The 14565-nt window shown below is 63.3% G+C and carries 12 protein-coding genes and 1 tRNA gene; 9 read left to right on the top strand and 4 right to left on the bottom strand.

Features of this window, described 5'->3' with window-relative positions:
- The first annotated feature begins 12 nt into the window (after nucleotides 1-12).
- From FFI89_RS05155 to mmsB, 4 genes are all read left to right on the top strand, one after another.
- Nucleotides 13-1647: an FAD-dependent oxidoreductase gene (locus FFI89_RS05155; protein ID WP_246669479.1), complete on the top strand. Its 1635-nt coding sequence runs from the start codon at nucleotides 13-15 to the stop codon at nucleotides 1645-1647.
- A gap of 70 nt (nucleotides 1648-1717) precedes the next feature.
- On the top strand, nucleotides 1718-2782 hold the full coding sequence (gene chvE, locus FFI89_RS05150; protein WP_138833505.1) for a multiple monosaccharide ABC transporter substrate-binding protein: 1065 nt from the start codon (nucleotides 1718-1720) through the stop codon (nucleotides 2780-2782).
- Nucleotides 2783-2825: 43 nt separating this feature from the next.
- The gene (gene mmsA / locus FFI89_RS05145; RefSeq protein WP_138833503.1) at nucleotides 2826-4361 is read left to right on the top strand and encodes a multiple monosaccharide ABC transporter ATP-binding protein; all 1536 of its coding nucleotides are present in this window, start codon (nucleotides 2826-2828) and stop codon (nucleotides 4359-4361) included.
- Complete coding sequence (mmsB, locus tag FFI89_RS05140) at nucleotides 4358-5584, top strand: multiple monosaccharide ABC transporter permease (RefSeq protein WP_138833501.1); 1227 nt, start codon at nucleotides 4358-4360, stop codon at nucleotides 5582-5584. Before mmsA ends, mmsB begins: the two co-directional genes overlap by 4 nt.
- A 210-nt stretch (nucleotides 5585-5794) precedes the next feature.
- On the opposite strand, the gene FFI89_RS05135 is transcribed toward mmsB, so the two are convergent.
- Together FFI89_RS05135 and cpdR are read right to left on the bottom strand one after the other, a co-directional pair.
- Nucleotides 5795-5869, bottom strand: a tRNA-Val gene (locus FFI89_RS05135).
- A 150-nt stretch (nucleotides 5870-6019) separates the two neighbouring features.
- Nucleotides 6020-6379 carry a cell cycle two-component system response regulator CpdR gene (gene cpdR / locus FFI89_RS05130; protein WP_138833499.1) on the bottom strand — a complete coding sequence of 120 codons (360 nt, stop codon included), beginning with the start codon at nucleotides 6377-6379 and terminating at the stop codon, nucleotides 6020-6022.
- Between the two features lie 320 nt (nucleotides 6380-6699).
- Between cpdR and FFI89_RS05125 the strand changes: the two genes are divergently transcribed.
- The 3 genes from FFI89_RS05125 (at nucleotide 6700) to FFI89_RS05115 (ending at nucleotide 10036) form a co-directional block, all read left to right on the top strand.
- Nucleotides 6700-7587, top strand: a complete 888-nt coding sequence (locus FFI89_RS05125) for an N-formylglutamate amidohydrolase (protein ID WP_138833497.1) — start codon at nucleotides 6700-6702, stop codon at nucleotides 7585-7587.
- Between the two features lie 558 nt (nucleotides 7588-8145).
- A complete protein-coding gene (gene hisN, locus FFI89_RS05120) occupies nucleotides 8146-8925 on the top strand; it encodes a histidinol-phosphatase (protein WP_138833495.1) in 780 nt (259 codons plus the stop codon).
- 142 nt (nucleotides 8926-9067) lie between these two features.
- Entirely contained in the window at nucleotides 9068-10036 is a 969-nt protein-coding gene (locus FFI89_RS05115; protein WP_138833493.1) for a tripartite tricarboxylate transporter substrate binding protein, read from the top strand.
- Between the two features lie 3 nt (nucleotides 10037-10039).
- Here FFI89_RS05115 and FFI89_RS05110 read toward each other — a convergent pair whose 3' ends face one another.
- Nucleotides 10040-10930, bottom strand: coding sequence for a LysR substrate-binding domain-containing protein (locus FFI89_RS05110; protein ID WP_138836097.1), 891 nt, complete (start codon nucleotides 10928-10930; stop codon nucleotides 10040-10042).
- 95 nt (nucleotides 10931-11025) lie between these two features.
- Between FFI89_RS05110 and FFI89_RS05105 the strand changes: the two genes are divergently transcribed.
- Nucleotides 11026-11778: a sulfite exporter TauE/SafE family protein gene (locus FFI89_RS05105; RefSeq protein WP_138833491.1), complete on the top strand. Its 753-nt coding sequence runs from the start codon at nucleotides 11026-11028 to the stop codon at nucleotides 11776-11778.
- Between the two features lie 35 nt (nucleotides 11779-11813).
- Here the strand turns inward: FFI89_RS05105 and FFI89_RS05100 are convergent, their stop codons facing one another.
- Nucleotides 11814-12458: a LysE family translocator gene (locus FFI89_RS05100; RefSeq protein WP_138833489.1), complete on the bottom strand. Its 645-nt coding sequence runs from the start codon at nucleotides 12456-12458 to the stop codon at nucleotides 11814-11816.
- A gap of 183 nt (nucleotides 12459-12641) precedes the next feature.
- Here FFI89_RS05100 and FFI89_RS05095 point away from each other — a divergent pair, with 183 nt between their 5' ends.
- Complete coding sequence (locus FFI89_RS05095) at nucleotides 12642-14453, top strand: adenylate/guanylate cyclase domain-containing protein (RefSeq protein ID WP_138833487.1); 1812 nt, start codon at nucleotides 12642-12644, stop codon at nucleotides 14451-14453.
- The last annotated feature ends 112 nt before the right edge of the window (nucleotides 14454-14565 follow it).

The raw sequence follows: 14565 nt of genomic DNA, 5'->3' as shown, positions 1-14565 counted from the left end.
GGTTGTGCCGGGATGTCGGCGGCGGTGACCGCGGGGCATCACGGGCTCAACGTGCTGATCGTGGAAAAAGAGCCGCGCTTCGGCGGCACCACGGCGCGCTCCGGCGGCTGGCTCTGGATTCCCGGCACCTCGCTGGCGCGCGACTGGGGCATTGCCGAGAGCCCGGACCAGGCACGGACCTATCTGCGCCATGAGGCCGGCAACAGTTTCGATGCCGCGCGCGTCGATGCGTTCCTGACCAAGGGCCCCGAAGCGGTGGACTTTTTCACCAGCAAGACCGCGCTGCGGTTCGACATGCCGCTAACCTTTCCGGATTACCATGCCGAAGCGCCCGGCGGCGCGCAGGGCGGGCGCTCGATGGTGACGCGGCCGTTCGACGGCCACGAACTCGGCCCCAAGCTCAAGGATATCGGCAGCCCCCTGCCCGAGCTCACCGTGTTCGGCATGATGCTGGGCTCCGGCAAGGAGATCATTCATTTTATGCGCGCGACCAAGTCGCCCATGTCAGCCTGGTACGTCGCCAAGCGCCTGAGCCGCCATGCGCTCGACGTGATGCGCTACGGCCGCGGCATGACGCTGACCAACGGCAACGCGCTCGCCGGGCGGCTGGCGAAATCGGCCTTCGACCTCAATATTCCGCTGTGGCTGTCGTCGCCGGTACGCGAATTGATCGTCGAGGACGGCGCGGTGCGCGGCGCGATCATCGAACGTGACAGCAAACGCGTGCGTGTCACCGCCCGGCGCGGCGTGGTGCTGGCCTGCGGCGGCTTTCCGCACGATGTCGAAAGGCGCAAGGCGATGTTCCCGCACGCCCCCACCGGCGCCGAACATTTCTCGCCGGGACCGCCCGGCAACACCGGCGACGGCTTGCGATTGGCGGAAGCCGCCGGCGGCCACGTCGAGGATTCATTGCCGAACGCCGCCGCCTGGGTGCCGGTATCGGTCACCACGCGCAAGGACGGCAGCAAGGGCGTGATGCCGCATTTCATCGACCGCGCCAAACCCGGCGTCATCGCGGTGACGCGCGACGGAAAGCGCTTTGCCAATGAAGGCAATTCCTATCATGACTTCGTGCAGGAGATGATGAAGGCCGCAAAACCCGGCGAGGAGATCACGGCGTTCCTGTTGTGCGATCACCGCGCGCTTCGAAAGTACGGGCTCGGCTGCGTGCCGCCGTTCCCGATGCCGCTCGGGCATCATCTGAAGACCGGCTATCTCAAGCGCGGCGAAACGTTGACCGAACTCGCCGCCAATACGGGCATCGATGCCGGGGGACTCGAAGCCACGGTCAAGGCGTTCAACGAGACCGCCGCCAGTGGGCAGGATCCCGCCTTCGGCAAGGGATCGCGCGCCTATAACCGCTACCAGGGCGACGCGCTGCACGGCCCGAACCCCTGCATCGCGCCGATCAAGGACGGACCGTTCTACGCCATCAAGATGGTGATCGGCGATCTCGGCACCTATGCCGGCATCAGGACCGACGAGAATGCGCGTGCGCTCGATGGCGACGGCCAGCCGATCGCCGGCCTCTATGCCGCCGGCAACGACATGGCCAGCATCATGGGCGGGAACTATCCCGGCGCCGGCATCACGCTCGGCCCGGCGCTGACGTTCGGCTATATCGCGGGCCGGCATATCGCGGGGTAACGGCTGCCCGAAGATGCTATGCTGCCCCGATGACCGAGCTACAATAAAAGTTGCCTACAGGAGGAACCCGATGCTGAATGTCAAAACCCTCGCCGCTGCCGTCGCGCTCGGATTGGCCACGCTGGCTGGCCCGGCACAGGCGCAAGACAAGGGCACCATCGGGATCGCGATGCCGACCAAATCGTCGGCGCGCTGGATCGCTGATGGCGACAACATCGTGAGGGTGTTGCAGGCCAAGGGCTACAAGACCGACCTGCAATACGCCGACAACGACATTCCCAACCAGCTCGCGCAGATCGAGAACATGATCACCAAGAAGGAGAAGGCGCTGGTGATCGCCGCGATCGACGGCACCACTTTGTCCGACGCGCTGCAGCGCGCGGCCGACGCCGGCATCAAGGTGATCTCCTACGATCGCCTGATCCGCGGTTCGGCCAATGTCGATTACTACGCCACCTTCGACAATTTTCAGGTCGGGGTGCTGCAGGCCGCCAGCATCGAAAAGGGACTTGGCTTGAAGGAGGGCAAGGGTCCCTTCAATATCGAACTGTTCGGCGGCTCGCCCGACGACAACAATGCCTTCTTCTTCTACGACGGCGCGATGTCGGTGCTGAAACCTTATATCGACAGCGGCAAGCTCGTGGTGCAAAGCAAGCAGATCGGCATGGACAAGGTCTCAACGCTGCGCTGGGAGGCCTCCGTCGCCCAGGCCCGCATGGAAAACCTGCTCAGCGCGTTCTATACGCGCAAGCATGTCGACGCAGTGTTGTCGCCCTATGACGGCCTCAGCATCGGCATCATTGCCGCGCTGAGGGGCGTCGGCTACGGCTCGAAGGAAATGCCGATGCCTGTCATATCGGGCCAGGACGCCGAGGTGCCTTCGGTCAAATCCATCGTCAACCACGAGCAGTATTCGACGATCTTCAAGGACACGCGCGACCTCGCCAAGATCGCGGCCGGAATGGTCGACGCGGTGCTGTCCGGCGGCAAGCCCGAGATCAACGACACCAAGACCTACAACAACGGCGTCAAGGTGGTTCCGTCCTATCTGCTGAAGCCGGTCGCGGTGGATCTCGACAACTGGAAGACCGCGCTGATCGACACCGGCTACTACAAGGCCGAACAGTTCAAGTGAGCCACGGGAAAGCTGCTGCTGTGGCCGGGTTGACGGGTGGGCAATGACCGCCATTCTGGAAATGCGAGGCATATCCAAGAGCTTTCCCGGCGTGAAAGCCCTGCGCAACGTCAATCTCAGGGTTGAGGCCGGGAAAATTCACGCGATCTGCGGCGAGAACGGCGCCGGTAAATCGACCCTGATGAAGGTCCTCAGCGGGGTCTATCCGCACGGCTCCTACGAAGGCGACATCTTCTATGATGGCGAGAGGCGGCAGTTCGCCGATATCTCCGACAGCGAACGGCTCGGCATCATCATCATCCACCAGGAGCTGGCGCTGGTGCCGCTGCTGTCGATCGCAGAAAACATCTTCCTCGGCCATGAACCGGCTGTCATGGGCATCATCGACTGGGACGAGGCCTTCCGCCGCACCCGCGAGTTGCTGGCCAAGGTCGGACTAAACGAGCAGCCCACCGCGCTGATCACAGATCTCGGCGTCGGCAAGCAGCAGCTGGTCGAAATCGCCAAGGCGCTCGCCAAGAAGGTCCGGTTGCTGATCCTGGACGAGCCGACCGCCAGCCTGAACGAAAGTGATAGCGAAGCGCTGCTCGGCCTGCTCAAGGAATTGCGGAGCCATGGCATCGCCTCGATCCTGATTTCCCACAAGCTCAGCGAACTCGCCGAAGTCGCCGACTCCATCACCGTGCTGCGCGACGGCAGCACGGTGGAGACCATCGACTGCCACACCGAGGAGATCAGCGAGGCGCGCATCATCAAGAGCATGGTCGGCCGCGAAATGTCGGAACGCTACCCGCACCGCGACCCCAGGGTCGGCGACACGCTGTTCGAGATCAGGGACTGGCGCGTCGAGCATCCGCTGCATGCCGGCCGCGAAGTAATCAAGGGCGTCAGTCTTCACGTCAGGCAGGGCGAGGTTGTCGGTATCGCCGGCCTGATGGGCGCCGGGCGCACCGAACTGGCGATGAGCGTGTTCGGCCGCGCCTATGGCCGCAACGTGACCGGCCAGGCCTTCATGCAAGGCCGCGAGATCGACCTCGGTTCGATTCAGAAGGCGGTTGCCGGGGGACTTGCCTACCTTACCGAGGACCGCAAGGGCCTCGGGCTGATTCTGGGCGAAGACATCAAGAGCAATATCACGCTGGCCAACCTGGCCGGCGTCGCCTGGCACGGCGTGATCGACGAGCGCCGAGAAGCCGAAGTCGCCGATCAATACCGTTCCCGGCTGAACATCCGCTCGTCCGGCATCCTGCAGAAGGCGCTCAACCTGTCGGGCGGCAACCAGCAGAAGGTGGTGCTGAGCAAGTGGCTGTTCGCCGATCCCAAGGTGCTGATTCTCGACGAGCCGACGCGCGGCATCGATATCGGCGCCAAATACGAGATCTACACCATCATCAACGACCTCGCGGCCAGCGGCAAAGGCGTGATCGTCATATCGTCGGAAATGCCCGAGCTGCTCGGCATCTGCGACCGCCTCTATGTCATGAACGAAGGCCGCCTCGTCGATGAAATGCCGGCCCATGAAGCCAGCCAGGAAAAAATCATGGCCTCGATCATGCGACAACACGGAACCGCGCTGTGAAACACGACGCCGTCGAGACCCCGAGCAAGGACCAGGCCGGCGCCGGCATCTGGAAGAGCAACCTGCGCGACTACGGCCTGCTCGGTTCCCTGCTGGTGATCATTGCGCTGTTTGAATATTTGACCGGCGGCGTGCTGCTGGCGCCCGTCAACATCACTAACCTGATCCTGCAGAACAGCTACATCGTCATCATGGCGCTCGGCATGCTCTTGATCATCGTCGGCGGCAATATCGATCTGTCGGTAGGTTCGATCGTCGGCTTCATCGGCGCCATCGCCGCGACCATGATGGTCGACTACAAGCTGCCCTGGATTCCCGTGGTCGGCATCTCCCTCGTGGCCGGCGGCCTGATCGGCGCGGCGCAGGGCTATTTTGTGGCCTACGCCAAAATTCCGTCCTTCATCGTGACGCTCGGCGGCATGCTGGTGTTTCGCGGGCTCACCGGCAACATCCTGCTCGGCCAGTTCGTCGGGCCTTTTCCCAAAGATTTCCAGAGCATCAGTTCCGGATTCATCCCCGACGTGGTCAGCGCGCCGCTGCTGGCACTGTTCGGCGACGGCATCGGCGCCAACTTCCGCTGGACCTCGATGCTGGTCGGCCTCGTCGGCGCCGCCTTGCTGATCTTCACCAGCGCTCGCCGCTGGCGCCGCGCCAAGGCCCACACGATGGAGACGGAGCCGCTGGCGTTGTTCATCGGAAAGAACGCCGTGTTCGCCCTCCTGATCGCCGGTTTTTGCTACCTGCTGGCATCCTATCGCGGTCTGCCCAATGTGCTGATCATCATGGGTGCGCTGATCCTGCTCTACATGTTCGTGACGCAGCGCATGACGATCGGACGCCGCATCTATGCGCTCGGCGGCAACCGGATGGCGGCGCAGCTCTCCGGCATCCGGACCGAGCGGCTGATCTTCCTGACCTTCGTCAATATGGGCGCGCTGGCCGGCCTTGCCGGGCTGATCGTCGCGGCACGGTTGAACTCGGCAACGCCGAGCGCCGGAAATTCCTTCGAGCTCGACGTCATCGCTGCCTGCTTCATCGGCGGCGCCTCCGCCTCGGGCGGCGTCGGCAAGGTGATGGGCGTCGTGATCGGCGCCTTCGTGATGGGCGTGATGAACAACGGCATGTCGATCCTCGGCATCGGGATCTACTGGCAATACGTCGTCAAGGGCCTGGTGCTGCTGGCGGCGGTCTATGTCGACGGCTACCAGAAGAATATCAGGTAGAAAATTTCGGTGGGCCGGGTCGCTCTGACGGTCTCTACCACGCTTAGCTTTGGTGAGGAGAACGTGGCTTGCCGAGCCGGCACCGAAACGCTGCAAATCCGCGAGGAAACAGTCCGTCTACGCTTTCGCTTCGCTCAAGCTTCGCCGGACACGCCTCGTCCTGACGGTCTCGGTGTGGCTGCGCCACGCGTAGCCCGTCAGGGCGAAGCGTGGTGGGCGCGACAGGGATCGAACCTGTGACCCCTACCATGTCAAGGTAGTGCTCTCCCGCTGAGCTACGCGCCCTAGACCGGTCATCCCGCTCTAGCTTTTGTCGGGGCATAAATAACATGCCCCAAGTCGTATTGGGTGGGGTCCGTATATCGGCTCCAAAGCGCCCCGGCAAGGACGCTCGGGACTAATTTCTGGAGTGTTTTGACCCCAAATGACGCCGAATCAGGCCGCCAGCATCTTGTTCACTTCGCTGACGAGTTCGCGGAGGTGAACGGGCTTGGCCAGCACCTTGGCGTTCTTCGGCGCTTCCGAATCGGAATTCAGGGCAACCGCGGCAAAGCCGGTGATGAACATGATCTTGATGTCGGGGTCGAGTTCCGAGGCGCGGCGCGCCAGCTCGATGCCGTCCATTTCGGGCATCACGATATCGGTGAGCAGCATCTCGAACGGTTCCTCGCGCAGCCGTTGATAGGCCGACAGGCCGTTGTCGTGGGACGAGACCTGAAATCCGGCGTTTTCCAGCGCCTTCACCAGGAAGCGGCGCATGTCGTTGTCGTCTTCGGCGAGAAGGATTTTGTGCATGGTGTTCAGTCGTCGAATCCGGCTTGGAGGATCACTCCACCCACTAAGCCCGACAGACGGTAAATATCGGGTGAAGGGGCGTCGGCGTGCGAAGGATGTCGCGCCGCCATTTCTGTACCCTATCGCGGCCCAAGATCAATCAGGGCAGGCGTTTTTCACGTGTTTGCGACATGTTCCAGCCGTCATGCGGCTTTTTTCGCTTGGCAGAATGATTGCGATTACCGACAATGCTTCGTTATAAAGCCGCCGTTTTCCGGCAGAATCGGCCACCTCGTCGATTTGGCCGAAGGAAAACCGGATCTCAGGGATGGCGCCCGACGATGACGCAGCTTGATGGCGAACTGTCGCCTCCGTTCGAGATCGTGGAGCCGGCCGACTGGCGGGCGCCGATCATCTTCAACTCGCCGCATTCCGGTTCGGTCTATCCGCCGGATTTTCTCAACGCTTCCCGCATCGACCTCGCGAGCCTGCGCCGCTCCGAGGACTCCTTCATGGACGAATTGATCGCCGATCTCGCCGACCGGGGTTTTCCGACCGTGCGGGTCAATTTCCCGCGTTCCTATGTCGACGTGAACCGCGAGCCTTACGAACTCGATCCGCGCATGTTCAACGGCCGGCTGCCGAGCTTTGCCAACACCCGTTCGATGCGGGTCGCCGGCGGCCTCGGCACCATCCCGCGCGTGGTCGGCGACGGGCAGGAAATCTATCGCGAACGGATCAATGTCGACGAGGCGCTGGGACGGATCGAGGCGCTCTACAAGCCCTATCACCGCGCGCTGCGGCGGCTGATCAACAAGGCCCATCAGGCGTTCGGCACCGTGATCCTGGTGGATTGTCATTCGATGCCGTCGGTCGGCGTGTCGCGCGACGAACCGCGGCGGCCCGATATCGTGATCGGCGACCGCTACGGCACCAGTTGCGCCAGTCTGCTGCCCGACCTCGTCGAGGAAATCATGAGCGGGCTCGGCTATTCGATCGGGCGCAACAAGCCCTATGCCGGCGGCTTCATCACCGAGCACTACGGCAACCCGGCAAGCGGATTGCACACCGTGCAGCTCGAACTCAACCGCGCGATCTATATGGATGAGCGACGCCGGGAACGCTCGGCGCGCTTTGCGCAGGTGGCCGCCGATTTCACCAAGCTCGCCGACGCGCTGGCAAAGGTCCCGCTCGGCGATCTCGGGCCGTTCCAGGCCGCCGCGGAGTAATCATCTCTAACCGTCATTCCGGGGCGATGCGAAGCATCGAACCCGGAAGCTCGAGATTCCGGATCGCCGCTTCGCGTCGTCCGGAATGACCGCCGATCCCCAAAAGAAAAAAGGGCCGCTTGAATGAACAAGCGGCCCAAGTCTAGGGAGGAAACGCCCAAGGAGGGCAGCGATAGCGCGAGGCGCTACCGCACCGCAACAATATGCGACCGCGCTGCACAAAACGCAAGAGTTTTCGAAACATTTCCTGCGCAATCCTGGCCGGGCTGGCCGATTTGCCACAGACTGATTAAATACTCTTTTACCAAATATTTTCAATACCTTACGTTCTATTTTCTCTGCCCGGCAGGTGCTGCAGATCAGCCATGATCCCCAGACATCGCGCTTTCGTGATTGACGGACTTACCGAAAATACACGCCTAAACGAACGTGATTCGAAAGCCGGCAGTCACCGATGAGGTGGGAATAACGCGCCGTTATTCGTGCGCACGCCGCAGGATTGAGCTAGGCAAGAACAAGAATTCTCGCGCGGGCGCCGCGCCTTTCCAGGGATCAGCCGTGACGGTCATCGATTTCACAGCCTTCATCGGCCGCCTCGCGACTTCTTCCGGCGAAACCATCCTGCCGTTCTTCCGAACCTCGCTCCTGGTCGACAACAAGAGCACGAGCGACTTCGACCCCGTCACCGAGGCCGACCGCGCCGCCGAAGCCGTCATGCGCCGCCTGATCAAGGCCAACTTTCCCCAGCACGGCATCGTCGGCGAGGAATTCGGCAGCGAGCGCGAGGACGCCGAATATGTCTGGGTGCTCGATCCCATCGACGGCACCAAATCCTTCATCGCGGGCTTTCCGATCTGGGGCACGCTGATCGCGCTGTTGCACCAGGGCACGCCGGTGTTCGGCATGATGCACCAGCCCTATATCGGCGAGCGCTTTTCCGGCGATAGCGGCTCAGCGCATTATTCCGGGCCGTCGGGCGAACGAAAACTTTCGGTGCGGCGCTGCGCCTCGCTGAAGGAAGCGACCTCCTACACCACCAGCCCATTATTGATGAACGCCGCCGACCGCGAGGTTTTCGGCCGGATCGAAAAGGAAGTGCGACTGTCGCGCTACGGCGGCGATTGCTACTCCTACTGCATGCTGGCGGCCGGCCATCTCGATCTCGTGGTCGAGACCGAGCTGAAGCCCTATGATATCGCCGCCCTGATCCCGATCATCACCGGCGCCGGCGGCGTCGTCACCAACTGGGAAGGCCAGCCCGCCACGAACGGCGGCCGCATCGTCGCCGCCGGTGACGCCCGTGTGCACGAGGCGGCGCTGAAACTGCTGAACAGTTGACGCCTGATCGGTCGCGAACGGCCCGCGCCGGCAACGCCGGTCTTCTTTACGCGAACCGGTATCCACTTCGCTCGAAAACGCTATAGAATTGCTGCCAGCGGCGTGAACGCGCAGGAGATGCGGAGCCGCGCGGGAGGCATTGATGAAAATCCTGGGCCGGTTGCTCGCGGGATTGACGCTGTTGCTGTTGCCGACGTTGGCCGCCGCACAGGATTTTCCGACCAAACCGATCAAACTCATCGTGCCGTTCCCGGCCGGCGGGCCCAACGACATCATCGCGCGCGTGGTCGGCCAGCGGATGTCGGAAATCACCAAGCAACCTGTTATCATCGACAATCGCGGCGGCCAGGGCGGTGTGCTCGGCACCGACGCGGTCGCAAAGGCGGCACCTGACGGCTACACGATCGGAATCGTGAGCGCGAGTTCGCTCGTGATCAACCCGACCATGGAAAGGGTGCCCTACGATGTTGCCAGGGATCTCGCGCCGATCACCCTGGTGACGACGGTGCCGGAGATGCTTGTCGTTGCCAGTAACGTGCCCGCCAAAAACATGGCCGAGCTTGTCGCCCTCGCCAAGGCCCAGCCGGGGAAACTCAATTTTGCGTCCGCCGGCGTTGGCGGCCTGCCGCATCTGGCGGGCGAGCTGCTCAAGCTGACGGCCAACATCGACATCGTTCACATCCCCTATCGGGGTGCTGCGCCCGCCATCAACGATCTGCTCGGCCAGCAGGTACAGATGGCATTCCTCGACCTGCCGGTGATCTTGCCGCACATCAAGGCCGGAAGTTTGCGCCCCATCGCGCTAGGCGCACCCGAACGTGCCCCGACGGCGCCCGACGTGCCGACCACCGCCGAGGTCGGCATGCCGGATCTCCTGATCCAGAACTGGTACGGCATGATCGCCCCGGGCGGGACGCCTGAAAATATCGTCAACCTGCTCAATGCCGTCACCAACCAGGCCATGGACGATCCGCAGGTGAAGCAAAAACTGGCCGACCAGGGCCTCACGGTGGCCGGCGACAGGCCGAAACATTTTCGCGACTACATCACGGCCGAGGCGCAAAAGTGGGCGCGCGTCATCAAGGCCGCAGGCCTCGATACGGCGAAGTAAGCGTCACGGTGCTGCCGTGCGCAGATGGTCGGCGAGCTGTTTCGCCGGCCGCGGCAGCGACTTGAAACTGCGGGCGCAGATCGCGAGCCGCCGGTTGGCCCAGGGATCCCTGATCCTGACGACATTGATCTTCATCGCGCGGGCGCAACGCCTCGCCGCGACCTCCGGCATCACGGCAACACCGATGCCGGCGGCGACCATTTCGCCGATCGCGTCGAAATTGTTCAGCCGGGCGCGAAACCGAAGCCGCGCGCCGAGCCGAGCCGCATGTCCGGTGACATGGGCATGCAGCGCGCTCGAGGCGATCAATCCAACAAAATCCCGCTCGACGACCTCGCGGAAATCGACCTGCCGCCGGCCCGCCAGTTCGTCGGTGCGCGCGGCAATCAGCACCAGACGGTCTTCGCTGAACGGGATGCGCTCGATACTGTCCGGCAAGGCGTGTTCGGCGGCGAGGCCAAGATCGGCGGCACCGGTCAGGATGGCGTGGGCGATGTCGCCGCTTTCGCGCTCCTCGACGTCGATCGAGATGTGGGGATGCTGGCCGAGGAAGGCCGCCAGCGCCTTCGGCAGATATTCCGACAGGCCCGAGGTGTTGGCGAGGAAGCGCACGGTGGCCCTGACGCCGCGGGAAAAGGCCAAGAGATCACCGCGCAGCGCTTCGATATTGTGGGTGACGATCCGGGCATGATCGAGCAGGCTTTCGCCGGCCGGCGTCAGTTCGACGCCACGGCGGCCGCGCGTCAGCAGCACGACGCCGAGCGCCTGTTCCAGTCCCTTGATCCGCGCACTGGCCGAAGCCAGCGCGAGATGAAGCCGCTGCGCGCCGTTGGTGATGCTGCGCGTCTCGGCCACCGCGATGAAGAGCTGAAGGTCGACCAGATCGAAACGCATGGCCATGGTTCAATCCCCCTGCTTTCGGCTTGGACGAAGGCTATCTCCGTAATCTCCAGATTGTGCCGCCAGCATCGATCGGTCAATGTGCGCCCATGTTCGATTCCCTGCTGCTCCTCATCGCCGTCGCCTTCCTGCTTGCGGGATTTGTCAAAGGCGCCCTCGGGCTCGGCCTGCCGACCGTGTCGATGGGCCTGCTCGCGGTGTCGATGCCGCCGGCCCAGGCCATCGCCATCGTCATCGTGCCGGCGATCGTCACCAATATCTGGCAGACCTTCGGCGGCCCCTATTTGCGCGACATCCTCCGGCGGCTCTGGCCACTGCTGATCGGAACCGCGGCCGGCATCTGGCTGAACGGCGGCGCGCTGACCGGCCCCTATGCACGCTATACGGCGATCGCGCTCGGCCTGTTGCTGGCGATCAATGCCATCATCGGCCTCTACAAGTTCCATTTCACCGTAGCGCCGGCGAACGAGAAATGGCTCGGCGGCATCGTCGGCCTGATCACCGGGATGATTTCGGCCGCGACCGGCGTACAGGTCATTCCCTCGGTGCCGTTCTTGCAGGCAATCGGCATGGAAAAGGAAGAGCTGATCCAGGCGCTCGGCGTGTTCTTCACGGTCGCAACGCTGGCGCTCGGCTTCAACCTGACCAGCGAGGGCCTGCTGACGGCTGCAACCGCGCTGCCGGGCGCGGTCGCCATGGCGTGCTCATTCGCCGGCATGTTCGTCGGCCAGGCCGTTCGCACCCGGCTGCAGCCGGATATTTTCCGTCTGTTTTTCCAGGTCGCGATGATCGTTCTCGGGGTCTATCTTGCCGGCAATGCCCTACTGAAAATGTCCACCTGAAACGTCACCGCCGACACAAACGGTGACGGCTGACTTCAGCGCGTATCCATCATGGCGACGCGGACGCCGAGATAGACGAACATCCCGCCGAGCAGGCGGTTGACCCAGGCTATCGCGCCCGCCGATTGCCGGAGGCGGCCGGCGGCTTTCGCCGCGAAGGCCGCGATGCCGAAACACCACAGCGTTCCGCTGCAAATGAAGATCAGGCCGAGGGTCAGGAACGCGAGCGCCTTGTGGGAGGAGTCCGCCGCCACAAATTGCGGCAGGAACGCCAGGAAGAACAGCGCCACCTTCGGATTGAGCACGTTGGTCAGGGCGCCCTGCCAGAACACGCGGCGCAGCGACGTACCGCCGGCATCGGCGGCCGCCTCGGCGACGGGACGGGGCCGCGCCAGCAACATCTGGACACCGGAGAACAGCAGATAGGCTGCACCGACCATTTTGACGGCAGCGAATGCCGCCGAAGACGCCATCAGGAGCGCCGACAGGCCGACGGCGGCACCGAACACATGAACCAGGCAGCCGCAGCTTATCCCCAGCGCGGCGGCCGCCCCGCCGCGCCATCCGAGCTGGACGCTGCGGCCGATAATATAGGCGGTGTCCGGCCCCGGTGTGACATTGAGAAGCACGCCGGAGAGGATAAAGAGCCAAAGTTCGTGAATGCCGAGCGTTCCGCCCATTGCCTGACCGTTTTCCCGGCGCTTGCGCCCGATTGTCCCGTGCCATTTCCGCGCGGATTGCATTACTATCATGATCGGATCGGGCTTCCGCCAGATGCGGCGCCTTTTATAAACATTGGAATCAATCGACCGACCACGTACTGGTATCTGCCGGTTCTGGAGCCTTTGGGATATCTTGGGGATATGGAAAGACGCCTAGCTGCCATCGTCTGTGCTGACGTCGCCGGCTACTCCCGCATGATGGGAGCCGACGAGGCAGGTACGCATGCCACGTTCAAGGCCCATCGCGGCGCGATCTACCCGATCATTCTCAACCATGGCGGCCGGCTGGTGAAGAACACCGGCGACGGCTTCCTGCTGGAATTTCCGAGCATCGTCGGCGCCATCGAGGCCGCGATCGCGATGCAGGGCCTGATGGCGGAGCGCAACAACCACATCCCCGCCGATCGCGTCATGCAGTTCCGCATGGGCATCCACATGGGCGATGTGATGGCCGACGAGGATGAGGTGTTCGGCGACGACGTCAACATTGCCGTCCGCCTCGAATCGGTCGCAGCCCCTGGCGGCGTGGCGGTGTCCGGCAAGGCCTGCCATGAGGCCGGCAAGCGTCTCAGCGTCCACCTGGTCGATTCCGGGCCCCACCGGTTCAAGAACATCGAGGAACCGATCGAGGTCTGGACCTGGCGCCCCCAAGGTTCCGACAGCGCCGGTCGAGGATCAAAAGGGGTTTCGGTCGAGACCTCGAATCTCGCAGCCCAGTATCGAACCGCGATCGTGGGTGTGCTGCCCTTTGCGAATCTGAGCGACGGCGCCGACGAATATTTTTCCGACGGCCTGACCGAGGACCTGATCCACGCGCTGTCGTTGCAATCGTTTTACCGGGTGCTCAGCCGCAACTCGACCTTCGCGTTCAAGGGCAACAATCAGAGCACGCGGCTGATCGCGCGCGAAATCGACGCCACCTACCTGATCCAGGGATCGGTGCGGCGGGCCGGCACCAAGATTCGCGTCACCTCGGAGCTGATCGCGCCGGAGACCGGCGAACAATTATGGACCGGCCGGTTTGACCGGGACATCGGCGATCTGTTCGCGATGCAGGACGAAATCACCACCAGCCTGTCGGCGGCGATCGCGGCCGAGATCTACCGGGCGGAAGCCTCCGCACCGCCGCGGCCGTCGTCGAACGACCTGACCGCGTGGGATCGCTTCCTGAAGGGCTTGTCGTACTACTACCTGCAGACCAAGGACGACTGGGAAACCTCGATCTGCCTGTTCAGGGAAGCCATCGCGCTCGATCCGACGTTGTCGATCGCGCGCGCCTATCTCGCCACCATCCAGATCCAGGGCATTCAGTTCGGATGGATCCGCAGCACGCGCGAATTGTGGGATTCCGCGATGTCGCTCGCGCAGAGCAGCGTCCGGCTCGATCCACGCTCCTCCTTTGCGTTTCAGATTCTGGCTTATGTGAGCGCGGTGCAGGGGCACTACGAGGCGGCGATGGACGCCGCCAAGCGGGCGGTCGCGCTGAACCCGTACGACATGGGCGCCCGCGGCGTGCTCGGCATGTGCCACCTCGTGATCGGCGAACACCGGCACGCCATCGAACTGTTCTCGATGGCGGCGCAGCGCGGCAACTCCGACCCCCGATATCAATGGGCGGCCGTGAACGCGTTCAGTCACTATCTGCTGGGGCAATATGACGCCGCTTTGTCATGGGCGCGCGAAGAACTGTATCTCAATCCCAACCAGCTGCAGGCGCTGGCGATACGGGCGGCGGCCCTCGCGCAACTGGGGCGGACCGCGGAAGCGAAAAACGCGGCCGAGGTGCTGCTGAGCAACTATCCGGGCCTGACCGCCGAGCGAATGTTGCGGCATCTCCACTGGAAAGCCCCGGGTGACATCGCCCATTACCGCGAGGGCCTTTTGAAGGCCGGCATACCTTTCGGTAAACTGACGCTGGTCGAATCCTCGCCCAAGCTCGCCGCGGATTCCTGATTCCAAATCATATATGCCGGGCCCGGCCCAAGCCTCGGGTCGAGACCGTCTCGAGTCGAGACAGCCTTGAGTTGACACGGCTGCGAATTCCGCGAAAACTCGGCTGCACCCA

The organism is Bradyrhizobium sp. KBS0727 (assembly GCF_005937885.2).
GTDB lineage: Bacteria > Pseudomonadota > Alphaproteobacteria > Rhizobiales > Xanthobacteraceae > Bradyrhizobium.
The sequence above is the reverse complement of the archived record's forward strand: the minus strand, read 5'-3'. Positions and strand labels throughout refer to the sequence as shown.